The 24,773-nt window shown below is 71.9% G+C and carries 21 protein-coding genes; 12 read left to right on the forward strand and 9 right to left on the reverse strand.

What is annotated here, in order from left to right; all coding sequences use genetic code 11:
* Positions 1-60: 60 nt before the first annotated feature.
* From ACFYYF_RS28750 to ACFYYF_RS28765, 4 genes are all read left to right on the forward strand, one after another.
* Positions 61-1,056, forward strand: a complete 996-nt coding sequence (locus tag ACFYYF_RS28750) for an ROK family protein (protein ID WP_361678704.1) — start codon at positions 61-63, stop codon at positions 1,054-1,056.
* Between the two features lie 7 nt (positions 1,057-1,063).
* A complete protein-coding gene (gene nagA / locus ACFYYF_RS28755) occupies positions 1,064-2,248 on the forward strand; it encodes an N-acetylglucosamine-6-phosphate deacetylase (RefSeq protein WP_361678708.1) in 1,185 nt (394 codons plus the stop codon).
* Positions 2,249-2,392: 144 nt separating this feature from the next.
* Positions 2,393-3,322 (forward strand): 1-phosphofructokinase family hexose kinase, encoded by a 930-nt coding sequence (locus ACFYYF_RS28760; RefSeq protein ID WP_388780457.1) that lies wholly within the window; start codon positions 2,393-2,395, stop codon positions 3,320-3,322.
* A 76-nt stretch (positions 3,323-3,398) separates the two neighbouring features.
* Positions 3,399-3,824, forward strand: coding sequence for a hypothetical protein (locus ACFYYF_RS28765; protein WP_388780458.1), 426 nt, complete (start codon positions 3,399-3,401; stop codon positions 3,822-3,824).
* A gap of 73 nt (positions 3,825-3,897) precedes the next feature.
* Here the strand turns inward: ACFYYF_RS28765 and ACFYYF_RS28770 are convergent, their stop codons facing one another.
* Positions 3,898-4,860 (reverse strand): CBM35 domain-containing protein, encoded by a 963-nt coding sequence (locus ACFYYF_RS28770; RefSeq protein ID WP_388780459.1) that lies wholly within the window; start codon positions 4,858-4,860, stop codon positions 3,898-3,900.
* Positions 4,861-4,977: 117 nt separating this feature from the next.
* Complete coding sequence (gene cdgB / locus ACFYYF_RS28775; protein WP_388780460.1) at positions 4,978-6,687, reverse strand: diguanylate cyclase CdgB; 1,710 nt, start codon at positions 6,685-6,687, stop codon at positions 4,978-4,980.
* A gap of 588 nt (positions 6,688-7,275) precedes the next feature.
* On the opposite strand from cdgB, the gene ACFYYF_RS28780 reads away from it, so the two are divergent.
* Positions 7,276-7,758: a flavin reductase family protein gene (locus ACFYYF_RS28780; protein ID WP_339135563.1), complete on the forward strand. Its 483-nt coding sequence runs from the start codon at positions 7,276-7,278 to the stop codon at positions 7,756-7,758.
* A 67-nt stretch (positions 7,759-7,825) separates the two neighbouring features.
* On the opposite strand, the gene arfB is transcribed toward ACFYYF_RS28780, so the two are convergent.
* Positions 7,826-8,254, reverse strand: a complete 429-nt coding sequence (gene arfB / locus ACFYYF_RS28785) for an alternative ribosome rescue aminoacyl-tRNA hydrolase ArfB (RefSeq protein ID WP_365489449.1) — start codon at positions 8,252-8,254, stop codon at positions 7,826-7,828.
* Between the two features lie 214 nt (positions 8,255-8,468).
* On the opposite strand from arfB, the gene ACFYYF_RS28790 reads away from it, so the two are divergent.
* A complete protein-coding gene (locus ACFYYF_RS28790; RefSeq protein ID WP_361678727.1) occupies positions 8,469-9,044 on the forward strand; it encodes a TerD family protein in 576 nt (191 codons plus the stop codon).
* Positions 9,045-9,115: 71 nt separating this feature from the next.
* Here the strand turns inward: ACFYYF_RS28790 and ACFYYF_RS28795 are convergent, their stop codons facing one another.
* Entirely contained in the window at positions 9,116-10,525 is a 1,410-nt protein-coding gene (locus tag ACFYYF_RS28795; protein WP_388780461.1) for a M1 family metallopeptidase, read from the reverse strand.
* Between the two features lie 411 nt (positions 10,526-10,936).
* Between ACFYYF_RS28795 and ACFYYF_RS28800 the strand changes: the two genes are divergently transcribed.
* Positions 10,937-11,437, forward strand: coding sequence for a hypothetical protein (locus tag ACFYYF_RS28800; protein ID WP_361678733.1), 501 nt, complete (start codon positions 10,937-10,939; stop codon positions 11,435-11,437).
* Positions 11,438-11,565: 128 nt separating this feature from the next.
* Here the strand turns inward: ACFYYF_RS28800 and ACFYYF_RS28805 are convergent, their stop codons facing one another.
* Positions 11,566-12,519: a hypothetical protein gene (locus ACFYYF_RS28805; RefSeq protein WP_388780462.1), complete on the reverse strand. Its 954-nt coding sequence runs from the start codon at positions 12,517-12,519 to the stop codon at positions 11,566-11,568.
* 144 nt (positions 12,520-12,663) lie between these two features.
* Complete coding sequence (locus tag ACFYYF_RS28810; RefSeq protein ID WP_388780463.1) at positions 12,664-13,371, reverse strand: pentapeptide repeat-containing protein; 708 nt, start codon at positions 13,369-13,371, stop codon at positions 12,664-12,666.
* Between the two features lie 123 nt (positions 13,372-13,494).
* On the opposite strand from ACFYYF_RS28810, the gene ACFYYF_RS28815 reads away from it, so the two are divergent.
* From ACFYYF_RS28815 to ACFYYF_RS28825, 3 genes are all read left to right on the forward strand, one after another.
* Entirely contained in the window at positions 13,495-14,730 is a 1,236-nt protein-coding gene (locus tag ACFYYF_RS28815) for an FAD-dependent oxidoreductase (protein WP_388780464.1), read from the forward strand.
* A 56-nt stretch (positions 14,731-14,786) separates the two neighbouring features.
* Positions 14,787-15,767, forward strand: a complete 981-nt coding sequence (locus ACFYYF_RS28820) for a zinc-binding dehydrogenase (protein WP_388780465.1) — start codon at positions 14,787-14,789, stop codon at positions 15,765-15,767.
* A gap of 80 nt (positions 15,768-15,847) precedes the next feature.
* On the forward strand, positions 15,848-17,347 hold the full coding sequence (locus tag ACFYYF_RS28825; RefSeq protein WP_365489470.1) for an MFS transporter: 1,500 nt from the start codon (positions 15,848-15,850) through the stop codon (positions 17,345-17,347).
* 29 nt (positions 17,348-17,376) lie between these two features.
* Here ACFYYF_RS28825 and ACFYYF_RS28830 read toward each other — a convergent pair whose 3' ends face one another.
* From ACFYYF_RS28830 to ACFYYF_RS28840, 3 genes are all read right to left on the reverse strand, one after another.
* Positions 17,377-18,783: an NAD(P)/FAD-dependent oxidoreductase gene (locus ACFYYF_RS28830; RefSeq protein ID WP_388780466.1), complete on the reverse strand. Its 1,407-nt coding sequence runs from the start codon at positions 18,781-18,783 to the stop codon at positions 17,377-17,379.
* A 9-nt stretch (positions 18,784-18,792) separates the two neighbouring features.
* Positions 18,793-19,446 carry a rhomboid-like protein gene (locus ACFYYF_RS28835; RefSeq protein WP_388780523.1) on the reverse strand — a complete coding sequence of 218 codons (654 nt, stop codon included), beginning with the start codon at positions 19,444-19,446 and terminating at the stop codon, positions 18,793-18,795.
* 137 nt (positions 19,447-19,583) lie between these two features.
* Positions 19,584-20,132 (reverse strand): DUF1062 domain-containing protein, encoded by a 549-nt coding sequence (locus ACFYYF_RS28840; protein ID WP_388780467.1) that lies wholly within the window; start codon positions 20,130-20,132, stop codon positions 19,584-19,586.
* Positions 20,133-20,480: 348 nt separating this feature from the next.
* Here ACFYYF_RS28840 and ACFYYF_RS28845 point away from each other — a divergent pair, with 348 nt between their 5' ends.
* Positions 20,481-21,497, forward strand: a complete 1,017-nt coding sequence (locus ACFYYF_RS28845; protein ID WP_388780468.1) for a phosphoribosylglycinamide synthetase — start codon at positions 20,481-20,483, stop codon at positions 21,495-21,497.
* 184 nt (positions 21,498-21,681) lie between these two features.
* The gene (locus ACFYYF_RS28850) at positions 21,682-24,702 is read left to right on the forward strand and encodes a BTAD domain-containing putative transcriptional regulator (RefSeq protein WP_388780469.1); all 3,021 of its coding nucleotides are present in this window, start codon (positions 21,682-21,684) and stop codon (positions 24,700-24,702) included.
* Positions 24,703-24,773 lie beyond the last annotated feature (71 nt).

Here is a 24,773-nt window from a genome sequence, read left to right on the forward strand (position 1 = left end):
GGGTCTCCATCACGCGAGTGGACTAGACCTTTCCAGGGGTAAAGCGCGACACTGTCCCCCGTGAGACACGTCATCGCCCTCGATGTGGGCGGCACCGGCATGAAGGCCGCCCTCGTCGGGGTGGACACCGAGCCCTCCCCGGACCGCCCCGACGCGCCGCGGCCGCAGGCCTCCGGACACCCCGCGCTGCTGTACCAGGCCCGCCGGGCGACCGGCCGCGAGCGCGGGCCCGACGCCGTCGTCGAGGACATCCTCGACTTCGCCGCGGAACTGCGCGCCTACGGCGAGGAGCACTTCGGGACGAGCGCGCTGGCCGCCGGCGTCGCCGTCCCCGGCATCGTCGACACCGCCGAGGGCATCGCGGTCTACGCCGCCAACCTAGGCTGGCGCGACGTCCCGCTGCGCCGGCTGCTCGCCGAGCGGCTGGGCGGCGTGCCCGTCGCGCTCGGGCACGACGTGCGCACCGGCGGCCTCGCGGAGGGCCGGATCGGCGCCGGGCGGGGAGCCGACCGCTTCCTGTTCGTCCCGCTGGGCACCGGCATCGCGGGCGCCATCGGCATCAACGGCGGCGTCGAGGAGGGCGCGCACGGCTTCGCGGGCGAGATCGGCCACATCGTCGTACGGCCCGGCGGTTCCCCGTGTCCGTGCGGGCAGCGCGGCTGTCTGGAGCGGTTCGCCTCGGCGGCGGCCGTCAGCCAGGCCTGGGCCGAGGCGTCCGGCGACCCCGGGGCGGACGCGGCGGACTGCGCCAAGGCCGTCGAGTCGGGCGACCCGAGGGCGCTGGCCGTCTGGCAGGAAGCCGTCGACGCGCTCGCCGACGGCCTGGTCACCGCGCTCACCCTCCTGGACCCGCGCACCCTGATCATCGGTGGCGGGCTCGCCGAGGCGGGGGAAACCTTGTTCACACCCCTGCGGGCCGCGGTCGAACGCCGTGTCACGTTCCAGAAGCTGCCGTCCATCGTCCCCGCCGCCCTCGGGGACACCGCCGGATGCCTCGGTGCCGGGCTCCTCGCCCGGGACCTCCTGAACACCACTTCTACGACTCCCCGGAGGTAACCACCCGATGGCCCCTAGCAAGGTTCTCGCCGGCGCCCGGGTGGTACTGCCCACCGGGATCGTGCACGACGGCCGCGTGATCATCGACGGTCCGCGGATCGCCGGCGCGGGTGCCTCCGAGACGCGACCTGCCGGAGTCCACGGGGCGGTCCCCGCGGACGCGGACGTGACCGACCTGTCCGGCCACTGGGTGGTCCCCGGCTTCGTCGACATCCACAACCACGGCGGTGGCGGCGCGTCCTTCACCTCGGGAACGGCCGAGGACGTCCTGCGGGGCATCCACACCCACCGGCTGCACGGCACCACGACCGTCGTCGCCTCGACCGTCACCGGCGACATGCACGGCCTCGGCGAACGCGCCGGGATGCTCTCCGAGCTGGCCGAGCAGGGCGACATCGCCGGCATCCACTTCGAGGGCCCGTTCATCTCGCCGTGCCGCAAGGGCGCGCACTCCGAGGAACTGCTGCGCGACCCGGACCCGGCGGACGTCCGCAAGCTCCTCGACGCGGCCCGCGGCCGGGCCGCCATGGTCACGCTCGCCCCCGAACTGCCCGGCGGCCTCGACTCCGTACGGCTGCTCGCCGAGCACGGGGTGATCGCCGCGATCGGGCACACGGACGCGACGTACGAGCAGACGAAGGCGGCCATCGACGCGGGCGCGACCGTGGCGACGCACCTGTTCAACGCGATGCCGGCGCTCGGGCACCGGGCGCCGGGTCCCATCGCGGCCCTCCTGGAGGACGAGCGGATCACGGTCGAGCTGATCAACGACGGCACGCATCTGCACCCCGCCTCGCTGGAGCTGGCGTTCCATCACGCCGGGCCCGGCCGGGTCGCCTTCATCACCGACGCGATGGACGCGGCCGGCTTCGGCGACGGCCGCTACATGCTCGGCCCGCTGGAGGTCGAGGTCGCGGACGGCGTCGCCCGCCTGGTGGAGGGCGGGTCGATCGCGGGCTCCACGCTCACCCTCGACCGCGCCTTCCAGCGCGCCGTCACGGTCGACCGGCTGCCGGTCGAGCAGGTCGTCGCGGCCATTTCGGCCAACCCCGCCCGCCTGCTGGGCCGCTACGACCGGGTGGGCTCCCTCGAACCCGGCAAGGACGCCGACCTCGTGGTTCTCGACGCCGACTTCGCCCTCAAGGGCGTCATGCGCGGCGGCGAATGGGTGGTCGATCCCCAACTGGGGTGATTCACACCTTTGTTGCTTGCGGCGGTTGGCCCGGGGGGACTGGGCCGACCGCCGTTGTGTTTGGCATGATCGAGCCTCCGGAAACACCGGCGGGCGTCCGACCGGCGCCCAGGTCGCAGAACTCTTCGGGGGAGGTCGTCGCAGGTGATCCTCACGGTCACGCTGAACACCGCTCTCGACATCACCTATCGCGTACGGGGACTGCGCCCGCACAGCTCTCACCGGGTGAGCGAGGTGACCGAACGCCCGGGCGGCAAGGGCCTGAACGTGGGTCGCGTGCTGGCCGCGCTCGGACACGAGGTGACGGTCACCGGATTCACCGGCGGCGCGACCGGACGCGTCGTACGGGACCGGCTGGCCGAGTCGGCCGGGGTGGTGGACGCGCTCGTGCCGGTGGGGGGATCGACGCGCCGCACGATCGCCGTCGTCGACACCACGACCGGTGACACGACCCAGCTCAACGAACCGGGACCGGCGATAACCCCAGCCGAGTGGGCGGCCTTCCAGGAGACGTACGGACACCTGCTGCGCTCCGCCTCGGCCGTGGCCCTGTGCGGCAGCCTCCCCCCGGGGGTCCCGGTCGGGGCCTACGCCCAGCTCGTACGCTCCGCGCGCGCGTCGGCCGTCCCGGTGCTGCTCGACACCAGCGGGGAGCCGCTGCGCCGGGGAGTCGCGGCCCGCCCCGACATCGTCAAGCCGAACGCCGAGGAACTGGCCGAACTCACCGGCTCCCACGACCCCCTCCAGGCCACCCGCTCGGCACGCCGGCGCGGCGCCCACACGGTCGTGGCCTCCCTCGGCGCGCAGGGACTCCTCGCGGAGAACGCGGCGGGCCGCTGGCGGGCCGCTCCCCCGCGCCCGGTCCACGGCAATCCGACGGGCGCGGGCGACTCGGCGGTCGCGGGCCTGCTGTCGGGCCTGGTCGAGAACCTGCCGTGGCCGGAACGGCTGGCACGGGCTGTGGCCCTGTCCGCGGCGACCGTACTGGCCCCGGCCGCGGGCGAGTTCGACCGTCCCGCCTACGAGGCCCTGACGGAACAGGTGGCCGTGACGAGCGAGGCGTCCGCGGCGTAGCCCGTGTGACCTGATCCGCACAACCGCGGAGAAAAACTCCGCGCCGAACTCGGACTGAACGATTAACGTCATGCGCATGTCACTCACTCAGTCAAAGCTTCGCAGGACCGTTCAGCTCGGGGGCACCGCCCTGGGGGCGATGATCCTGACGGTGGCAACCTCGAACGCCGCGCAGGCCAACCCCATGCAGGCCGAATGCTCGACCACCGGCGCGTACGGATACGTGTACTCGGACTTCTACGGCGCCGACACCCGGATCGACTTCGACATGACCGTCTACGACTCGCTGGCCGACGGGCACCACGTCCGGGCCCGCCTCATCACCAAGGACGTCAACGGCGTCCGCAAGAACTGGCCCTGGCACGCCAACATCAAGGGCTACAACACCAGCCTCGACCTGACCTCGTACGCCATCAACCAGTCGGGCATCTTCGACTGGGGCGTCCAGGTGGCCCGGTTCGAGGGTGACACGCTGCTGAACTCCTGCACGAACTGGATCTGACCCGACGCGAGAGGGGCGTGACGGCAGTCCCGCTGCCGTGACGCCCCTCTCGTGTTCGCCTACCGGCCGCGGGCTACTTCCACCCGGACTCCAACCAGAGCTGGTCGAAGTTCGCGTCGCACTGGTTGCCCTCCGCGCAGGAGATCTGAATCGTGTTCGTGCCCTTGTTGAGGGTGATGTCCGCCCAGGTGTTGGTCCAGCCCTTCGCGGCGTCGCCCTCCGCCGCCTTGGCGAAGTTCTGCAGGTTGAGGGGGCGATCCTGGGCGGTGCCGTTGACTGTGAGGGTGGCGTTGGCGTCCTTGCCGGGCACTCCGTAGTCGACGTTCAGCGTGTACTTGCCGGCCTTCTCGATGCCGCTGACGTTCCAGATGACCGACGCGCCGACGTGGTTGAACCCCGTGACATAGACACCGCCGTCCGCCTTGGCGCCCTGGATGTCCGATGCCGTCGTCACCCCGCCGTCCAGCTTCAGCGCCTTCGCGTCGATCTTGGGGAGCGCCTTGGGCTCGTCGGCGTTCTTCGTCTCCTGTTGGGTCGGGGCGGCGCTCTGGGAAGCCGTCGGGGTCGTGCCCGCCTGGTCGCCCTTGTCGTCGTCTCCGCCGCCCGTCATGGCGACGGCGATGCCGATCACCACGGCGGCGACCACGGCGATCGCGCCGATGAGGAGCCCCTTGGTGTTCGGGCCGCGGCCGCGACCGCCGCCGTCACCGTGACCGGGCATCGGCGTCCGCGCCGTCTGCGCGCCGCCGGGAGCGGTCTCGGGGGCTCCGTAGTACGCGTTCGGCTGGCCGTGGCCGCCCTGCTGCGGAACCTGGCCGTACGGGGCGGTGGGGGCCTGCTGGCCGTAGCCGCCCTGAGCGGTCTGCTGGCCGTACTTGCGCTCGCCGACCGCCCGCACCCGGTTGACCGAGCCCGGGTAGCCGTAGCCGCCGCCTCCGGGGGGCGGCGTGGCTCCGTTGGCCTGACCGTCGGCGTACAGATAGCCGAACGGGTCGTCCTCCTCGGGCGTGCTCGCGCCGTTGTTGCCGGGCGTCATCCCTTGGTCTCCTCAGCGGGTGCGGTTCTGATGCGGTACACGAATGAATGGCGAGCCTACCCGGTTTCACTGGGCCGAACGGGGGGCCTTCACCGCATCGACGCACTGACCTGCGTGTTATCCCGCACGCCTGTGCTGTTTGGGACGAGAACGTTTCTCGACGTACATCCGCTCGTCAGCGGATTTCAACACCTCGTCCGCCGTCATCCCGCAGTGGGCCCACCCGATGCCGAAGCTGGCGCCCACACGGACGGCCCGCCCGTCGACCCTGATGGGAGGAATGATCGCGTTCCTCAGGCGTACGGCGAGGTCCTGGGCGTCCGCGCGGCCGAGACCGTCGGCGAGCACCACGAACTCGTCACCGCCGAGCCGGGCCACCGTGTCGCCGTCCCGGACCCCGTGGGTCAGGCGGCGGGCGACCTCGATGAGAACCTCGTCACCCGCGTTGTGCCCGAACCGGTCGTTGATCGACTTGAATCCGTCGAGGTCGCAGAAGAGCACCGCGAGCCCCTTGGTGCCGTCGTCCGTCTCGCCCTCGGGGGCGACGGTGTGCACATGGTGGTCGAAGGCCTCGAACGCCTCGGCGCCGTTGCGGAAGTCGAAGCCGTTCCCGTCGTAGGCGGGGTGGCCGCTGTCGTCGTACTCGCCGGACAGCGGGTCCACGAAGTCCCCGTGACCGTACGCGGCGTCCAGCGAGGCGACCAGGCCGGGCGGCAGGGACGCCGGGCGTCGGCACAGGCGGGCGCCGAGCCGGGAGCGCAGCTCGGCGGAGTTGGGCAGGCCCGTGAGGGCGTCGTGCGAGGCGCGGTGCGCGAGCTGGAGCTCCCGGCGCTTGCGGTCCTCGATGTCCTCGACGTGGGTGAGCAGGAAGCGGGGGCCGTCGGCGGCGTCCGCGACGACGGAGTTGCGCAGGTGGACCCAGACGTACGTGCCGTCGCGGCGCCCGAGCCGCAGCTCGGCCCGGCCGCCCTCGGCGGAGGTCCGCAGCAGGGTGCCGATGTCCTCGGGGTGCACGAGGTCGGAGAAGGAGTAGCGGCGCATCGCGGAGGCGGGGCGGCCCAGCAGCCGGCACAGGGCGTCGTTGGTGCGCAGGATGCGGCCGTGCTGGTCGCCGCCCATCTCGGCGATGGCCATGCCGGAGGGCGCGTACTCGAAGGCCTGCCGGAAGGACTCCTCGCTGGCGCGCAGGGCCTGCTGCTCGCGCTCCAGGCGGACCAGGGCGCGCTGCATATTCGCGCGTAGACGGGCGTTGCTGATGGCGATGGCGGCCTGGAAGGCGTACATCTGGAGGGCTTCGCGGCCCCAGGCGCCCGGCTTGCGGCCGTTGCGCGGCCGGTCCACCGACAGCACGCCGATCAGCTCACCGTGGCCGCCGCTGCCGCTGCCGGTGACGCTCGGGGTGTACAGCGGGGCGAAGAGGCGGTCGGAGGGGTGCCACTCGTCCTCGAAGCGGGGCGCGGGACCGTCGGTGTACCACTGCGGCACGTCGTCCTCGTCCAGGACCCAGCCCTCGGTGTGGGGTATGAACCGCAGGTCGCCCCAGGCCTCGCCCATGGTGAGCCGGCGGTCCCAGGACGTGCGGGAGCCGACGCGTCCGGTGATGAGGGCTTCGGCGGCCGGGTTCCCGGCGAGGGCGGCGACGACGAGGTCGCCGTCGGGGCGCACGAGGTTGACACACGCCAGCTCGTAGCCGAGCCCGGTGACGACGCCGTCGGCGACGGTCTGCAGCGTGTCGGCCAGACTGCGGGCCGTGTTCATGTCCGCCATCACCTGGTGCAGCTGCCTCAGGGTCGCAAGACGGACGTAGGGCTCCGACTCGGTCTCCATTCGCCCTCCCCTCGAGACCTCGCAGCAACTCCAGGGTTCTCTCGGCGTACTGGGTGCTCTTTCGGTTCCGTGCTGACTGCCCGGCGCTTCTCCGTGAACCCCTTCACGCCATACTGCTCGGTAGCTTCCCCGCTTAACGCCTCCGCCACTGAATCACAGCGCGCTCCCCACTCGGTACACAGGGTCAACAAAATATGGCTCCTGTGACTCAAGTCACAGCTGAACCTGAGCAATTGAGTGGAGTTTCTGCATTTCAGTGTGCGTTTGCCGAATGCATTATTGGCCGACTGTGCAGAACCTGTGCACGCCGGCCTTCCGAACGAGTACGCAGAAGAGTACGGCCGTCACCGACCGCGCGTTCGCCCACCCCGCCCGTAACCGTTCCCGGGCCCCCGCCCCCTCCGCGCCGGGCCCCGTCGCCCCGGCCCGGCCCCGTCCCGGGACCTAGGTCCCGCATCGGTCCGAGGTCCGATGCGCCGCCCGCGGCGCGGAGACTAGCGTTTCGGCGTGCTCACGACTTCCCCCGCTCTTCCCGCCACCCCGTCCGTGCATGCTGAGGGGGTGAGCAACGACGAGTTCCGCGCCGCCATGACCCGGCTGGCCGCGGGTGTGGTCCTGGTGACCGCCCACGAGCCCGCGCTGGCCCCGGACGGGCCGCGCGGCGAGGACGTCGGCATGACCGCGACCGCGTTCATGTCCGTCTCCCTGGACCCGCCGCTCGTCCTGGTGAGCCTGCGCGAGGGGTCCCGGATGGACGACCTGCTCGACGAACAGCCCCTGTGGGGCGTCTCCGTGCTCGCGGAGAGCCAGCGCCACATCGCCGGCCGCTTCTCGATGAAGGGCCGCATCAGCGACCGGCTCCTCTTCGAGGACATCCCCTACGTCCGCGGCGAGGCGTCCGGCGCCCTCCTGGTGGGCGGCGCGCTGGCCACCCTGGAGTGCAGCACCGAGCAGCGGATCGCCGCGGGCGACCACACCCTCGTCATCGGCCGCGTCCTGACGGCCCGGGTGCCGAGCGCGGACGGCGGCCCCCTGACGTACTTCAAGGGCCGCTACCGGCAGCTCGGCTGAGGCGCCCGGAACGGGCCCGGCGGTCCACGGCGGCCGGCGGGGCCGGCCACGGTGGAGGAAGCGGGCCCTAGCCCCAGTCGCGGCCCGTGCGGCCGCGCTTGGTGTCGGAGCGGGCCTTCTTCTCGCGCAGCCGCCGTTCGTTGATGCCCCGCGGGATGCGGGTGGGGCGGCGGGGCTTGGGCGGCGGCGCGGTCGCCTCGGCGAGCAGGGAGGCCAGACGCACGGCCGCCGTCTCGCGGTTGCGCCACTGGGAGCGGTGTTCGGAGGACCGGACGCTGATGACCCCGTCGACGAGCCGCCCCTCCAGCTTCGCGAGGGCACGGTCCTTCCAGACGGGCGGCAGCGCCTCGGTGCTCGCGAGGTCGAAGCGGAGCTCGACCTGCGAGTCGCTGGTGTTCACGTGCTGCCCGCCCGGACCGCCGGAGCGCGAGAAACGCCACATGAGCTCGGCCTCGGGCAGGGAGACGGAGCCGCGGATGACATAGGGACCGGACATGTGTTCATGGTCGCGCGCGCGGCCGGTCCGCGTCACCCGCTTTTCGGCGTCCGTCGGAGTGAAGAGCGGCCCGTGCCGGGGTGAAGAGGGGGGTCTCGGTAAAAAAGGTAAAGACAGACGGAACCTCGGGTACCCCCCTTGGCGTTCATAGGGGTGACGGTAGCTTCGTCCCCAGTACGAAGCCCGTACGTCACGAGGGAAGGGACTCCCAACAATGGCTGTAAGCCTGTCCAAGGGTGGCAACGTCTCGCTCACCAAGGAGGCTCCGGGCCTGACCGCCGTCACCGTGGGCCTCGGCTGGGACGTCCGCACCACCACGGGCACCGACTTCGACCTCGACGCCTCGGCCATCGCGGTCAACCCCCAGGGCAAGGTCTACTCGGACGCCCACTTCGTGTTCTTCAACAACAAGCAGACCCCGGACCAGACCATCGTCCACACGGGCGACAACCGCACGGGTGAGGGCGCGGGCGACGACGAGGCGATCAACGTCAACCTCGCGGGCCTGCCCGCCGACGTCGAGAAGATCGTCTTCCCGGTCTCCATCTACGACGCGGAGAACCGCTCGCAGAACTTCGGCCAGGTCCGCAACGCCTACATCCGCATCGTGAACCAGGCCGGCGGCACCGAGATCGCCCGCTACGACCTCTCCGAGGACGCGGCCACCGAGACCGCCATGGTCTTCGGCGAGCTCTACCGCAACGGCGCGGAGTGGAAGTTCCGCGCGGTCGGCCAGGGCTACGCCTCGGGCCTCGTGGGCATCGCGCAGGACTTCGGCGTCAGCGTCTGACGCCCGGCGCGCAGGCGCACTTCGAGAGGAGCCCCCGGACCGCGGTTCGCCCGGGGGCTCCTCTCGTGCGCTCACGGGTGGGCCGGTTTCCCCTCCCCGTACAGCCAGTTCTTCCAGATGCCGCTGAAGTCCTTGTCCGGCGCGGCCTTCTCGACGTACGCGGTGAACTGGGCCGTGTCCGCGTTCCCGTGCCGGTGCGTGGCCGCCCAGCCCTGGACGATGTCGTAGAAGGTGTCGTCGCCCACGAGCTGGCGGATCTTGTGCACGACCATCGCACCGCGGTAGTAGACCGGCGGATCGGAGATCTGCGCGGCACCGGGCGGGTCCGCGGGCGGGAAGGCCCAGACCTCGCTGCTGTCGACCGGTTCGTAGTAGTCGCCCCGGTAGAGGGAGTTGAAGATCTTCTCGGCCGAGTCGCCGCCGTGGTCCTCCTGCCACAGCCACTCCGCGTAGGTGGCGAACCCCTCGTTGAGCCACATGTCCCGCCAGGACTTCGGGGTGACCGAGTCGCCGAACCACTGGTGGGCCAGTTCGTGGACCAGCGTCCCGGTGTCGGGGGCGCCGGGGAAGACGGGGCGCGTCTGGGTCTCCAGGGCGTAGCCCGCGTCGTCGGGGCGGTCCACGATCGCGCCGGTGGAGGAGAAGGGGTACGGGCCGAAGTTGTACTGCTCCCAGTCCATGACCTCGGGGATCTGCGCCAGCACCTTCTCGCTCGCCTGCTTCTGGGTCGGGTCCACCGCCACGTGGACCGGAAGGCCGTCCTTCGTCGTCGAGCGGGTGACGTCGTACCGGCCGATCGCGAGCGTCGCCACGTAGCTCGCCATCGGTTCGGCGGTGTGCCAGGCGTACGTCGTGCGGCCGTCCTTGGTCGACTCGCCCGTCAACTCGCCGTTGGAGAGGGCCTGGAAGCCCTTCGGAACGGTGATCCTGACGTCGTAGGCCGCCTTGTCGGAGGGGTGGTGGTCGCCGGGGAACCAGGCCATCGACCCGGTGGGCTCCCCGAGGGCGAGGGCACCGTCGGCCGTGCGCAGCCAGCCCTCCTTGGAGGCGTCGGCGTCGGTGATCGTCCGGGGGATCCCGGAGTAGCGGACGGTCGTGCTGAACGTCTCCCCCTTGTCGAGGTCGTCGTGCGGGCGCACGGTCAGTTCCTGGCCCGCCCGGCTCCAGCCGGCGGCGCGGTCCTCGACGGTGACGTCGGAGACGTGCAGCCCGAGCAGGTCGAGGTGGAAGGCGCTGAGGTCCGCCCGGGCCCGCGCGGTGATCTCTGCGGTCCCCGTCAGCCGTTTGTCCCGGGGGTCGTAGGACAGGGTGAGTCCGTAGTGCGTGACGTCGTACCCGCCGTTGCCCATCTTCGGGAAGTACGGGTCGCCGACACCGGCCGCGCCGGGTTTCCCGTGCACGCCGTCCCCGCCGCAGGCGGTGAGCCCGGCGACGAGCGCGAGAGCCAGGGCAAAGGTGACGGTGGCGGAAGATCGGGGCACATCCGCGATCCTAGGCCGCCGCTCCGCCCCGTGCGGGGTGCGATGGCAGGCCCGGGGCTCCGGCACCCCGGCTCCGGCCGAAAACCACCGCCGCCGGATCCCGGCAGTCCGGAACCCGACCGCCCCACCCACCCGTCCATCGGGGGCCCGCCCTGGACGGACGGGAGAAGGACCGGCCCCGGACGGACAAGAGGAAGACGACCCCGGGACGCCGGAAGCGGACGGGACGAGCGGACGGACGCGGACGCCCCGGACGCATGCGAAGGAGTCCCCCTGACCGACGGGAGGCGGACGGCCCGGGCGGACGGGAGCAGACCACCCGGGCGGACGGGAGCGGACCGCCCCGGGCGGACCGGAGCGGACCACCCCGGGCGGACCGGAAGGGGACCCCCGGCGTGACACCATCACCTCGTGCTCGACATCGGCTACGCCCTCTCCAACCGCTTCCCCGACCCTCCGCAGACCGACTACCGGCGCGCGGACGTCCGCGCGCTGCGGCACGACCTGTTCTGCGGGGACGTCTACCTCGCCGACACCAAGACGGACCGGGAGGTGTCCACGGGCTGGGGCTGGGTGCCGGTGCTCGACTTCGCGTGGGCGCTGTGCGACATCGTGGAGCAGCTCGACCGCGACCCGCTGGGCAGCCGGGCCTCCCGCCCCCAGCAGGCGGAGCTGGACTTCACGGAGTCCACCGACCGCATGCTCTTCGAGCGCCGCTTCGGCTGGGTGGACATCGAGGCGGACTGGATGCCGGGCGACGAGGAGCCGCTGACCTTCTCCCACACCGAACTCCGCCGCGAGGCCCGCGACTTCCTGCACGACCTGCTCGCGGACCTGACCGACCTGCACGAGGACCTCGCCGAGAACCCCGCGATCTGGACCCTCCAGGCCCGCTTCCCCCGCGTCTCCTAGACCGGCCGGCATGGCGTTCTCCGGCATGCGGAGGGATCTCCTCGGGGCCGGAGCGGATGGAGGAGGGCTGCCTGGCCGCCGGCCGCCGCGTGCGGTCGTCCCGGGGCCCGCGGCCAGGTACCCCCGGGTCACATGGCCTGACCGCTGCGGTGGGTGACGGCCTTCGGCGGTGGCACCGGAAGGGCCGACGATGTCGCCACCGCGGACGTGCTGGAGGTCACCGCACCCGGTGACTGAAGGGAGGCCGCGCTCGTCAGGGCCGGCGAGCCGGACGTCGGCAGCGGGTTCATGGCGTAGGTGTCGGCGGGCAGGCTCGTGTTGCTGTCGCCCTGCCGTGCGCTGACGTCGGCGCTCACGGCCGGCGATGCGGTGTACGGCAGGAAGTTCTCCTGCGTGGGGCGGTTGGTGAAGCTGGTCAGCCCACCCGCGGCGGTGAACGCCGCACCCAGGGTCGTGAGCTGCTGCAACTGCTCACGCGTCCGCTCGGGCTCGCCCGCCTTCGCGCTCATCACCGTTCCGGCGACGGAGGCCAGACTGCCCGCCACGCTGGTCGCGGCCTGAAGCCGGTTGGTGCTGGGGTCGCTGTAGGCCTTGTAGGCGGCGTGGCCCATGTTGCCGACGGCTTCGGCGGCCGCGAGATAGGTCGACGCCTTCTGCAGGTTGGCGGACGTGGCGCCCTCGGTATAGGTCGAGGCGACCTGGGTGGCGAGGGGGAGGGCCTTCGCCGCGAACGAGAGGATCGGCTCCGCGTTCGTCTTGAGCCATGCCCCCGCTGCCTGGCTGTAGTTGTAGATCTGTCCGGATATCCCCTGCGCCACGAACTGCGGGGGTACGAGGTCACCCGCCTCGAAGTAGATGCCGTGTTCCCGCTCCGGGTGGATCGGCTCGGGGAGCTCGGTCATGTCCGGCGGAGCGGGGGCGGTGATGGGGAGAACACTGGGTTCGCCCTGGCCGTTGACGGTGGCGGCGACGAAGGGGACGTCCGTGACACTGACGGTCGACGCGTTCGAACCCTCGTTGTCCGAACCCGAGGCGATCTGCGCCTCCATGTCCCGGTCCCGCGTCTTCTTCTTGGGTGGCATCCGAGCTTTCCTTCCGTGTGCCGGGGCCTTGTGCAGGGAGCACAACGAACCCGTCGCCACGCCGGTTCACCGTCCTTCACAAGTCGGCGGACCGGTGCCCCCACCGTGAACGCGGCAGGGGCGCGGAACCTCAGCCCTCCACCCTCAGCCCTCCACCCTCACCCCCAGCGCCGCCGCCAGCACCGGTGCGAGGTCCAGGAGCTGGTGGGTGCTGATGACCGCGCCCGCGAGCCGGTCCACGCCGCGCGCGATGTCCAGCTCCGCCGCCTTGCGCAGATCCACGTCCACCAGGGTCGCCCCGGTGAGGTCCGCGCCCTTCAGGACGCAGTCCACGAACTCCACCCGCTCCAGGCGCGCGCCCCCGAAGTCCGGCTCGACCAGGACACAGCCCTCGAACACGACGTCCTTGAGCCCCGCCTTGCGCAGGTTCAGATAGTCGATCTTCCCGCCGCGCACGACCACCCGCTCAAGGACCGAGCCGTGGAGCTGCACTCCGCCGAGGCGGGCGTCGATCACCTCGACGTCCCGCAGCGTCGACTCCGCCAGATCGGTGCCGACCCCCCGGATGCCCGTGAGGACCGAGTCCAGCACGCGCGCGTGGTGCAGCCGCGTCTCGTCCAGCGCGCAGCCCGTCAGCGCGCAGTCCATGAAGCGGGCTCCCCCGCCGTCCTGCCCCGCGAAGTCCGCCTCCAGGAACTCCAGCCCGTCGTAGTCGCCGTCCGGCTCCAGCTCCGCGCCGTCGTGGGGCTCCAGCGGGGGCAGCCGCAGCTCCGGCCGCCGTGCCGCCCTCGGTCCCGCCCCCGGCGCCTTCGCACCCGCACCGCCGCGCCCGCCCGCCACTCTCCTCGCCATGCCCCCATCCTGCCCGCCCCCACCGACAACGGGCGCCGGACCGCCCCGCCGGGCGCCCTGGCCTGCGGAAACGCCCCTCATGTCACATTCCGGGCCCGCGTCCCGTCGTACTCACGGAAGGGCATGTCGTCACAGCACCGCCGCGCCCCGGGGCGCGGGACAGCCGACACCGAGCAGAGGAGACCTCCAGCCATGCACCGCATCACCGTCATCGGCGGCGGCTTCGCCGGACTCACCGCCGCCATCACCGCCGCCGAGGCGGGCGCCGAGGTCACCGTGTACGAGGCTCACCACACCCTCGGCGGACGGGCCCGGACCTCCGAGGGTCCCTACCGGACGAACGAGGGACCGCACGCCCTCTACAGCGCGGGCCCGCACTGGACCTGGCTCGCGCAGCGGGACCTGATCGGAGCGCTCGCCCCGATCCCGCCCCTGGAGGCCGCCCGGCTGCGCCTGCGGCACAGGGGCGTGCTGCGCCGCACCCCGCCCTTCGCGATGCTGAAACTGCTGCGGCGCTCCTGCCAGCGGGCGCCGGCGGACGTCGACTTCCTGACCTGGGCGACCGGCCAGGCCGGTGAGGAGGGGGCCCTGGCCGCGGCGAACTACGCGGCCGTCGCCCTCTTCCACCACGATCCCGGTTCGCTGTCGGCCGCGTTCGTGCAGCAGCGGCTGCGCCGGGCGATGAAGGTGCCGACGGAGGTGCACTGCCCCCGGGGCGGCTGGGCCAGTGTCATCGACAAGATGGCCGGGCGGGCGTGGAACCTCGGCGTGCGGATGGAGACGCTGGCCCGGATGGACACCGTCCCCACCGGCCGGGGCCCGGTCGTCGTCGCCACCTCGCTCGACTCGGCCCGCCGTCTGCTCAGGGACGACTCGCTGACCTGGACGAGCGGCCGCACGGCCCTCGTCGACCTGGCGCTGCGCACCCGCCGCGGCGACGCGTTCGCCGTCTCCGACCTGGACGCGCCGGGCTGGATCGAGCGTTTCACCGCCCGGGACCGCACGCTCGCCCCGGCCGGGGAGCAGCTCCTCCAGGGGCAGATCCCGATCGCCCCGGGAGAGTCCGGGGCGCACGGCGCGGCCCGTGCCGAGCAGTTGCTCGACCTCGCCTTCGAGGGCTGGCGCGAGCGGGTCACCTGGCGGCGTACGAGCGTCGCGAACGGCCGTACGGGCGCGGTCGACCTCCCCGGTACGACCTGGCGGGACCGCCCACGCATCGACCGGGGCGACGGCGTCTACCTGGCGGGCGACCAGGTCGCGGCTCCGGGGGTGCTCTCGGAGGTGTCGTTCAACAGCGCGATGGAGGCGGTGTCGCTGGCTCTGGGCATCCGGGAGCGGCTTGACCTCAAGCGGGCTTGAGGTTGAACGCTGGTCACTGGACGCCGTAGATCCCGCAGATCCCGAGGAGCCCCCCGATGCACGCGATCCGACTGCACGCCTTCGGTCCCGCCGAGAACCTCGTCCTCGAACGGACCGGGGACCCCGAGCCGGGGCCCGGCCAGGTCCGGATCGCCGTGGCCGCCGCGGGCGTCCATCTCCTCGACACCGCCCTGCGCGCGGGCATGCGGGGCGGCCCGGCCCCCCAGCCCGTCCTGCCGACCGTCCCCGGCCGGGAGGTCGCCGGGACCGTCGAGTCCCTCGGCGAGGGCGTCGCCGGGCTCTGGCTCGGCAGGCGGGTCGTCGCCCATCTCGGTTTCGCCCCGGGCGGCTATGCCGAGCTGGCGGTCACGGACGTCGAGCGGCTCCACGACATTCCCGGGAATCTCGACTTCGCGCAGGCGGTCGCCATGATCGGGACGGGCCGTACGGCCATGGGCATCGTGCAGTTCGCGGACCTCGGACCGTCCTCCGTGGTCGTCGTGCCCGCGGCGGCGGGCGGGATCGGCACCCTCCTCGTGCAGTACGCGCACCACGCGGGCGCGACCGTGGTGGGCCTCGCGGGCGGCCCGGAGAAGGTGGCGCTGGCCCGCGCGAACGGCGCCGATCCGGCCGTCGACTACACCGATCCCGGCTGGCCGGAGAAGGTCCGCGCGCACCTCGGCGGCCGGGCGGCGACCGTCGTGCTCGACGGGGTCGGCGGCGACGTGGCCCGGGACGCCGTCGGCCTGCTCGGCCCCGGCGGCCGGCACCTGGTCTTCGGCTGGTCCGGCGCCGGCCTCGGCGGCGGTTCCCCGTACCTCGTGGAGGGGGTGTCCGAGCAGGTGCTCGGCCCCGTGATGATGCGCAGGGCTGGCGGGCCCGACCCGGTGCGGACCCTGGAACTGCGGGCGCTGGCCGAGGCCGCCGCCGGGCGTCTCGTCCCGGCGGTCACCCGGTTCCCGCTCGCCGAGGCCGCCGCGGCGCACCGGGCCCTGGAGAAGCGGGCCACGACCGGGAAGGTGGTGCTGGAACCATGACCACGAGCGGGCGGAACGCGTCCGGCGAACCCAAATGGCGCAAAGATGCGGCTCATTCCGTTTCATGGTCTTCTGAGCGAATGAGTGTCACCCGGACAGGTGAACCAGAAGCACCCGTGGGTCCCGACCCGCATCGCTGGTGGGCGCTGGTGATCATCGCGCTCGCCCAGCTCATGGTGGTGCTGGACGCGACGATCGTGAACATCGCGCTTCCGTCCGCTCAACGCGATCTCGGCATCTCCGACGGCAACCGGCAGTGGGTCATCACGGCCTACACGCTTGCCTTCGGCGGGCTGCTGCTGCTCGGCGGCCGCGTCGCCGACCTGGTGGGACGCAAACGCACCTTCGTCATCGGGCTGATCGGCTTCGCGCTGGCGTCCGGTCTCGGCGGCGCGGCCACCACGTCCGGCATGCTGTTCGGCGCCCGCGCCCTCCAGGGCGCCTTCGCCGCCCTGCTCGCGCCCTCGGCGCTGTCCCTGCTGACCACGACCTTCACCGACCCGAAGGAACGCGGCAAGGCGTTCGGCATCTACGGGGCGCTGGCGGGCTCGGGCGCGGCGATCGGCTTCATCGTGGGCGGCCTGCTGACGGAGTACCTGGACTGGCGCTGGTGTCTGTACGTCAACATCCCCATCGCCGTCGTCGCCGTCTTCGGCGCGTTCGGGCTGCTGCGCGACCGGCCCGGCCACAAGAACGTCCGGCTGGACGTGCCCGGCGCGGTGCTGGGCTGCGGCGGGCTGGTGGCGATCGTCTACGGGTTCAGCGAGGCGGAGCCGCGCGGCTGGACGGACCCGCTGGTGCTGGGCCTCCTCGCGGGCGGCGTGGCCCTGCTGGTGGTGTTCGTGTGGTGGCAGAGCAGGGCGCCGAGCCCGCTCCTGCCGCTGCACATCGTCAAGGACCGCAACCGCGCGGGCTGCTTCCTGACGATGGGGCTCGCCGTCATCGGCATGTTCGGCGTGTTCCTGTTCATGACCTACTACCTCCAGGTCGTCCTCAGGTACTCGCCGCTGAAGACGGGCCTGGCCTTCCTGCCGCTGACCGTCGCCATCATCATCGGCTCGACGCAGATCTCGGCGCGGCTGCTGCCCCGCGTGGCCCCGCGCATGCTGATGGTCCCGGGCATGATCCTGGCCGCCGGCGGCATGCTGTTCTTCACCCAGCTCACCGTCGACTCCGACTACGCGGGCGAACTGCTGCCCGGTCTGCTCCTGCTGGGCCTGGGCATGGGTCTGACCTTCATGCCGGTCTTCGCCACCGCCACCGCGGGGGTCGCCCCGCAGGACGCGGGCGTGACCTCGGCGACGGTCAACACCTCGCAGCAGGTCGGCGGTTCCATCGGCACGGCGCTGCTGAACACCATCGCCACCACCAGCAGCACCGCCTACATCGCCGCCCATCTCCGCGATCCGGCGCAGAAGGCGCTGGTCGTCCGGGAGGGCACCGTCCACGGCTACACCGTGGCCATCTGGTGGGCCGCGGGCATCATGCTCCTGGCCGGGCTGGTCGCGGGCCTCATGGTGACCGCCAAGGCCCCCCGGCACGCGCCGACGGGCGCGGCGGTCCCGGAGTCCGTGGGCTGACGCCGGGGCCGGTGGGCCGGCGCCGGGGGTCAGTGGCGGCCCGCCACCCGGTCGGCGATCCGGGCCAGCCGGGAGGACTCCGGGCTGTGGGTGGTCCGTTCGCGGCGGTCGGCCGTGCGGTAGGTCGCGTACATGCCGTGGACGCCGATCCAGCGGAAGGGCTCCGGTTCCCACTTGCGGACCTCGTGGCCGACCCAGGGCAGGGCGGTCAGCTCGGTCCCGCCCGCCTCTCCCGAGTCCTGCCGCACGAGGTCGCGCAGGGTGCGGGCGGCGAGGTTGGTGGTGGCGACACCGGAGCCGACGTAGCCGCCGGCCCAGCCGAGGCCCGTCGAGCGGTCCAGGGTGACGGTGGCGCACCAGTCGCGCGGGACGCCCAGGACGCCCGACCAGGCGTGGGAGACCTGGACGCCGGTCAGCGACGGGAAGAGGCGGACGAGGATCCCGTACAGGGCGTCGACGGTGGACTGCTGGGTGCGGCCGTCGTTGTCGGTGCGCGAGCCGAAGCGGTACGGGACACCGCGGCCGCCGAGCGCGATGCGGCCGTCGGCGGTGCGCTGGGCGTACATGTACGCGTGGGCCATGTCGCCGAGCGTCTCGCGGCCCTCCCAGCCGATCTCCGCCCACTGGGCGTCCGTCAGCGGCTCCGTCGCGATCATGGAGGAGTTCATCGGCAGCCAGGTCCGCTTCTGGCCCTTGAGGTTCGCGGTGAAGCCCTCGGTGCAGCGCAGGACGTAGGGGGCGCGGACGGTGCCGTACGGGGTCACCGCGTGCCGCGGGCGGATCTCGGTCACCGGGGTCTGCTCGTGGATGGTCACCCCGAGGGCCTCGACGGCCGCGGCAAGGCCCTTGACCAGCTTCACCGGGTGCAGCCGGGCCCCGTGCGGGGTCCAGGTCGAGCCCACCGCGTCGGCGACGCGGATCCGTTCGGCGGTCTCCTTCGCCCCGTACAGCTCGCGGTCCTTCTCCCCGAAGGTCAGCTCGTGCGCGTGGAAGGACTTCAGCCGCGCGAGCTGGGCGGGCGTGTACGCCACCTCCAGGACGCCGCCCTGGTGGATGTCGGCGTCGATGCCCTCGTCGGCGGCCACCCGGACGACCTCGTCCACGGTGTCGTTCATGGCCTGCTGGAGGCGTACGGCCGCCTCCTTGCCGTGCAGCTCCGCGTACCGGTCGCGGCCCGCGATGCCGTTGTAGAGCCAGCCGCCGTTGCGCCCCGAGGCGCCGTAGCCGCAGAACTTCTGCTCCAGGACGGTGACGCGCAGGGAGGGGGCCGCCTTCTTCAGGTAGTACGCGGTCCACAGTCCCGTGTAGCCGCCGCCGACCACGACGACGTCGGCACTCGCGTCGCCGGGCAGCGGCTCACGGGGCGCGGGCAGACCGTCGTCCGCGTACCAGAAGGAGATGCCACCGTTCACGACCCTGCTCGCCGAGCTGCTCATGGCGGGACGTTAACTCCGGCGAGTACCGGCTGTCTCCTTCGGATTCCATGCTTTTCCGCGCCCTCTGGTCAGCGGATAACAGGCCAGCCCGACGAGAACGGAGGTGAAATGCCCGAGATCGGTGAAGGTCCTTTCCATCATGAAGGGAATTCCGTACGCCGCCAGGACGGCCAGCAGATACGCGTACCGCCAGGGCGCCGCGATCCGGTAGGTGAGCACGCCGACCACCCCCGCCAGGGCGTAGCTGACCCCGACGTCGAGGGTGTCGACCGCGGAGTGCGGCGCCAGGTCGCGGTTGATCGCCCAGAGCAGGGCACCCTCGCTGACCAGCGTCGACAGGACGTGAGCCGCGGCGTTGACCGCGAGCCAGCGAGCGGTTCCGAGCCAGCGTTCGGCGGGCGCCTGGAAGAGGGTGTAGAGGGCGGCGTACGGCAGCCAGTGACCGCCGTCGATCCACATCGCGCTCGCGAACAGCACCCGTACCGGATTGCTCGACAGCTCGTGGATGTTCGTCGAGCGCTGCCGCAGGAAGTCCTCTTCGAAATCCGGGGACATGTGGTGCAGGGCCACGGTGGTGATGAAGAGAATCGTCAGCCAGACGTACGTACCCGGCGCACCGCGCACGTACGTCCACACCCTGTGGAAGAACCGTTCACCCCGCATGGCCTGATTCACCCATGCCCGCAGTGTCCCTCGCACGACCGACATTCCGGCCGATCCGAGCGGACCCCGGATGCCCTCGCTCCGCGCCGGCCGCGGGGACGTCCCGGCCACGCCCCGGAGGCGGGGACGGGGACGGCTCAGCGTTTGAGCGTGAAGGTGAAGTCGCCGGAGAGCCTGCCGCCGAGCCGGACCGCCGAGACGAGCTTCCCGTCCGCGAGCAGTCGCTCGACCTCGGCCCGCGACAGACCGCAGCCCTCGGCGATCAGCCGCACCGGCCGGACGGGGATCCGCGCCGCGAAGCGGACCGAGACATCGATCACCTCACGGTCCAGGTGATCCGATCCGCCGGTGTCGAGGCGCCAGGCGCCCTCCCAGTCGAGGGCTACGCGATTGCGGCGCAGCAGGGCCGACTCCTCCAGCAACTCGGCCGCCAGGGAGGGGTCGTTGTCGTGCGCGCGATCCAGCGTCCGCGGCCGCACCGAGCGCACGTGCGCCCGCTCCATCACCGTGAGCTTCGTGGTCTCCCCGCAACCGGTGCACAGCGCGAGAAGCCAGACGTCGATGAGCTTGTGATTCGCGTTGACACGGAATTTGCCGCTCGTCCGGAAGGTGTCGGACGCGCACACATGGCAGCGACGGCGGATGAGCGGAAGACGGACGGGTTCGACTACCCAGTTTTCGAGCACAGAAGTACACCTGTTTCAGCGAGAAGTCCGCAGCGAAAGGCAGCACGGCGCACATGCGCGACGAATTGGTACTCGGGAGGTCTCACGAGGGGTACGACGGACGCTACGGAAGCGTGAACTCCCCGGCGTCCGCGACCGGTTGAGGTGCGGGTACGCACGGCGCCGACTTCTCGCCACCAGGGCTGCGCATCTCGCTTACCCGCCTGCGGCCCCGTCCGGGGCACTCTCGACCGGGGCGCGGAGACCCGCGGGGACGACCACCGCACGAGGCCGGCGGCAGTGGGCGCCCGGCGGGGAAGGGAAGGGAACGGGACCAAAGCGGGAAGACCGCATTACATAGTGACCTGTATGTGTGCACACTCGCCGAGAAGCCCGCAGTCCAGACTGCTCCTGGTGATGCCGAGCCACCAACTCGTGCAGAAGGGAGCCGAGTTGGGGTTCCGTATCTGGTCGCTGTGGGATCCCTCGCAGCTCGAGGCCGACTTCGCGCCGCACTTCGACGCCGTCTCCGAGGAGCTGCTGCTCACCGACTTCACCGACGAGAGCGGCCTGCGCGAGACCGTCGCGCGGACCGCCCGGCGCCATGACATCGACACCGTCCTGCACTGCGGACACGGCGGCTCCGTCCTGCCGGTGGTCCGCGAGGCGTGGCGGCTGGGCCTGTCCCCGAACCCGCCGGCGGTGTACGAGCAGCTCCAGGTCCACGAAGGGGACGACCAGGTCCCCGCCGAGGTCCCGAGAGTCAGCGTCGAGACACTGACCGTGGACGGGACCCACCACGTCGTGGGGATGACGGCCCAACGCACCTCGGGGCCGCCGCACTTCCTCGTGACGGGCCACCTCCATCCGGCACCGCTGACCGACAACGAACAGAAGATCATCGAGGCGGCGGTCGAGGAGCGGCTGGCGGCGAGCGGCTACCGCTTCGGTCCGGCCCACACCCAGGTGGCGCTGCTGCCCGACGGGCCGCGGATCGTGTCGTGCCGGGCGCACCTGGGCGCCGACCGCATTCCCCTGCTCGTCGAGACGGCCCGCGGCTTCGATCTGGAGACGGCGGTCTTCTCGGGCCTCGGGGGCACCGCCCCCGTCGTGCCGAGCGCTTCCCGGTACGCGGAGGTCGGCTTCTTCCTGCTGCCCGGGGGGCGGCTGGAGACGTACACCGGCATGGAGGAGATAGCCGTCACCCCATGGGTCCGCGGAGCCCGCTTCCCGTACACCGCCGGGGACTTGATCGCCCCCGTCGGCGACCCGCGCGCCCGGCGCGCCTACGTGGCCGTGGAGGCCGACACACCGGAACTCACCCGTGAGCGGATCGCCCGGGCGCGACGGGATCTCGTCACCTACATCCGGCCCGACGACCGATGACGGGCACCGGACGGCCGCGCCCCGCCTCCGAGGCGTGGTCACACCTCTCCCAGGAGTCCCGTGAAGGTGAGGAGAAGGTACATGAAATGAACATGCCTAGTGTGGTTTCGGCACGGAATGATCTACTCTCGCGTGGAGGTGCGTTCCATTCTCATCACTGACGGGGGAGGTCAGGGTGCGGACCGTGACATCGAAAGAGGACGAAGAGGACATAAGCCCTCCAACGGAATTCGTCGTCCTGGGCTCTCTGGAGGTCCGCAGAGGCAGCGTTCTCATACCCGTCACAGGGGATCTGCAACGACGTGTCCTCGTGGCGCTGCTTCTCGAAGCCGGGCGGGTGGTACCCGTCTCCCGGCTGGTGATGGCCGCCTGGGACGAGGACCCGCCGGACAGCGCCGAGCACCAGGTGCGCAAGACGGTGGCCAAGCTGCGCGGCCGCATTCCGGGGGGACCGGAGATCATCGTCACCGACGGGCCCGGCTACCGCGCCGTGGTCGACGCGGGTCAACTCGACCTGCTGCGGCACCAGAAGCTGTTACGGCAAGCCAGGGAGTCACTGGACTCGGGGGAAGCACAGCAGGCCGCCGCGCAGTTGCGTGAAGCGCTGGCGCTGTGGCGCGGACCGGTGCTGGCGGGTTCCGGCGGCCGTGTGGTCGACGCCGCGTCGACGGCGCTGGAGGAACAGCGGCTCACCGCCGCCGAACAGCTCTACGAACTGTGCATCGACGCGGGCGAGGCCGCCGAGATCACGGGCGAGCTGCGGCTCCTCGTGGACGAGCACCCCCTGCGCGAGACGCTGCGCAGCCGCCTGATGCTCGCCCTCTACCACTCGGGCCAACAGGCCGCCGCGCTGGATGAGTTCACCCGTGTGCGCGACCATCTCGCGGACGAACTCGGCATCGACCCCGGCGTGGAGCTGACCGGGCTGCACGAGCGCATCCTGCGCCAGGACCCGTCGCTCGCCCGTCCCGGACGCGCCGCGCCCCGCGTCCCGCAGCAGGTGGCCAAGGTCCCGCACGCGCTGCCGTTCGACGTGCCCGACTTCTCGGGCCGCAGCTCCGAGCTGCGCGGGATCTGCGACGCGGCCCGACGCGCCCCGGAGGGGTCACCGACGGTCCTGGCCCTCGACGGCATGGGCGGCGGCGGCAAGACGGCCCTGGCCATCCGCGCCGCCCACCAACTGGCCGAGCAGTACCCGAACGGCAGTCTCTTCATCGACCTGCACGGCTTCACCCCGGGCCAGACCCCGCTCAGCGTGTTCCACGCGCAGGGAGACCTGCTCGCCGCCGCCGGCATCCCCAGCGAGGAGATACCCACGGTGCCGGCGGGACGCGCCGCGCGATGGCAGTCGTACATGCGCGGCCGTCGCATGGTGCTGGTCCTGGACAACGCGGCCGCCTCCGAGCAGGTGCGGGCGCTGATCCCCGCGTCCTCCGACAGCCTCGTCCTGATCACCAGCCGCCCGCGGCTGACCGGACTGGACGGAGCCGAATGGCTCTCCGTGGGCGCCCTTCCGGAACTGGACAGCCATCAGCTGCTGCGCAACACCCTCGGGGTCGAACGCGTCGAGAGGGAACCGGACGCGGCCCGCGAGCTGCTGCGGCTGTGCGGAGGGCTCCCGCTGGCGCTCAGGATCGCCGCCGCCCGGCTGGCGAACCGTCCGTACTGGACCGTCCAGCGGCTCGTCGAGCGGCTGCGCGACCACGACCGGCGGCTGGACGAACTCACCAGCGAGGGCCGGGGCGTCGCGGGCGCCCTGCTGCTGTCGTACCAGTCCATGCCCCCGGGCCAGCGCACGGCCTTCAGGCTTCTGGGACACCACCCCGGCCGCTACCTGGACACCGAGGAAGCCGCCGCTCTGCTGGACACCGACGTCCTGACGGCCGAGGACGTACTGGAGGAACTGGTCGACGTACGGCTGCTGGAGGCCAGGGAACCGGGCGTCTACGCGCTCCACGACCTCGTGCGCAGCTTCGTGCAGCGGGTCGCCCAGGATCAGCGGGAGCCCGAGGACGGGCAGGCGGTACGGCGGCTGCTGGACCACTACCTGAACACGGCGGAAGCCGCGTGCGACGCGCTGTTCCCCGGGCGGCGCCGTTTCGGCAACCACGAGGAGACGGGCCGGGCGGGCACCGAGTTCGACCACAAGGACAAGGCGCTCCAGTGGCTCGACCAGCACCGCGACAGTCTGCTGGCGGCGGTGGACACCGCCTACGACGGAGGACTGCTGTGGCACGCCGCGCGGCTGCCGCGTGAGCTGGGCTTCCACTCCAGCATCCGCGGCTACGACGCCAGCGCCAACATCGCGCTGGAGAAGGGGGTCAGCGCCTCGCAGCAGCTCGGGGACCGCTCCCTGACCCGGCTGAACCTGATGAACCTGGCCATGGGCAAGTGGCGGCTGGGGCAGTTGCGCGAGGCCGTCGCCCGGCTGGAGGAAGCCGTCGAGCTGTCGCAGCTGATGGAGGACGTGCAGAGCGAGGCGGAGTGCCGGGCCCGGCTGGGACAGGCCTACAACAGCATGGGCGACCTGGAACGCGCGCTGCGGCTGTGCCAGGAGGCCAACGCGTGCGCTCAGGAACTCGGCTTCACCCGGCTCGACGGCTCGTCGCTGAGCACGCTGAGCCTGATCCAGGTGCGGCTCGGGCAGTTCGAGGAGGCGGCGCAGTCGGCGGAGCGGGCCGTGCTCATCTTCGACTCGATCAAGGAGATCCAGCTCTCCGTGGACGCGCTCAGCAACCTCTCCCAGGCGATGGAGGGGCTGGGCCGCTTCGAGGAGGCGCTCGCCCGCGCCGACGCGGCTCTGGAGCGCTGCCAGCGCATGAACATGCCGTCCGTGCTGCCGCTGGTGCTCGCCCGCAGAGCCGACGTGCTGGTGCGCCTGGGTGAGCTGGAGGAGGCGGCGGACAGTGCCGGCCACGCCCTCACCAAGGCCACCAGCAGCACCGACGACATCCACCGTGCCACCGTGCACCTCTCGGTGGGCCGCGTGATGTACGCGCAGCACGACCTGGACACCGCACAGGCCCAGCAGCTTCTGGCCCATGAGATCGCCTGCCGCATGGAGTTGCGCTACGACGAGGCGTGCGCCCTGTGGGGCCTCGCCCGCACCGCCGAGGCCCAGGGGCGTACGCACGTGGCCGAGCAGCACCGCACGGCGGCGGGTGACCTGTTCTCCCTGATGAACGTGCCGGAGAACGCCCGGTGAGTCCCGCACGGCGGGCGGCTCATGAGGTGGGGATCGGGGGGGTGCCCAGAGGGGAACGGACGGGGAGCGCG

Source organism: Streptomyces sp. NPDC001914 (assembly GCF_042891215.1).
Classification (GTDB): Bacteria; Actinomycetota; Actinomycetes; order Streptomycetales; family Streptomycetaceae; genus Streptomyces.

Bases quoted from the DNA above. Each gene is read 5' to 3' on its own strand.
- nagA (WP_361678708.1), top strand. From the start codon at position 1,064: ATGGCCCCTAGCAAGGTTCTCGCCGGCGCCCGGGTGGTACTGCCCACC.
- ACFYYF_RS28765 (WP_388780458.1), top strand. From the start codon at position 3,399: ATGTCACTCACTCAGTCAAAGCTTCGCAGGACCGTTCAGCTCGGGGGC.
- ACFYYF_RS28770 (WP_388780459.1), bottom strand. From the start codon at position 4,860: ATGACGCCCGGCAACAACGGCGCGAGCACGCCCGAGGAGGACGACCCG.
- cdgB (WP_388780460.1), bottom strand. From the start codon at position 6,687: ATGGAGACCGAGTCGGAGCCCTACGTCCGTCTTGCGACCCTGAGGCAG.
- ACFYYF_RS28780 (WP_339135563.1), top strand. From the start codon at position 7,276: ATGACCCGGCTGGCCGCGGGTGTGGTCCTGGTGACCGCCCACGAGCCC.
- arfB (WP_365489449.1), bottom strand. From the start codon at position 8,254: ATGTCCGGTCCCTATGTCATCCGCGGCTCCGTCTCCCTGCCCGAGGCC.
- ACFYYF_RS28790 (WP_361678727.1), top strand. From the start codon at position 8,469: ATGGCTGTAAGCCTGTCCAAGGGTGGCAACGTCTCGCTCACCAAGGAG.
- ACFYYF_RS28805 (WP_388780462.1), bottom strand. From the start codon at position 12,519: ATGCCACCCAAGAAGAAGACGCGGGACCGGGACATGGAGGCGCAGATC.
- ACFYYF_RS28810 (WP_388780463.1), bottom strand. From the start codon at position 13,371: ATGGCGAGGAGAGTGGCGGGCGGGCGCGGCGGTGCGGGTGCGAAGGCG.
- ACFYYF_RS28815 (WP_388780464.1), top strand. From the start codon at position 13,495: ATGTCGTCACAGCACCGCCGCGCCCCGGGGCGCGGGACAGCCGACACC.
- ACFYYF_RS28820 (WP_388780465.1), top strand. From the start codon at position 14,787: ATGCACGCGATCCGACTGCACGCCTTCGGTCCCGCCGAGAACCTCGTC.
- ACFYYF_RS28825 (WP_365489470.1), top strand. From the start codon at position 15,848: ATGAGTGTCACCCGGACAGGTGAACCAGAAGCACCCGTGGGTCCCGAC.
- ACFYYF_RS28830 (WP_388780466.1), bottom strand. From the start codon at position 18,783: ATGAGCAGCTCGGCGAGCAGGGTCGTGAACGGTGGCATCTCCTTCTGG.
- ACFYYF_RS28835 (WP_388780523.1), bottom strand. From the start codon at position 19,446: ATGCGGGGTGAACGGTTCTTCCACAGGGTGTGGACGTACGTGCGCGGT.
- ACFYYF_RS28845 (WP_388780468.1), top strand. From the start codon at position 20,481: ATGTGTGCACACTCGCCGAGAAGCCCGCAGTCCAGACTGCTCCTGGTG.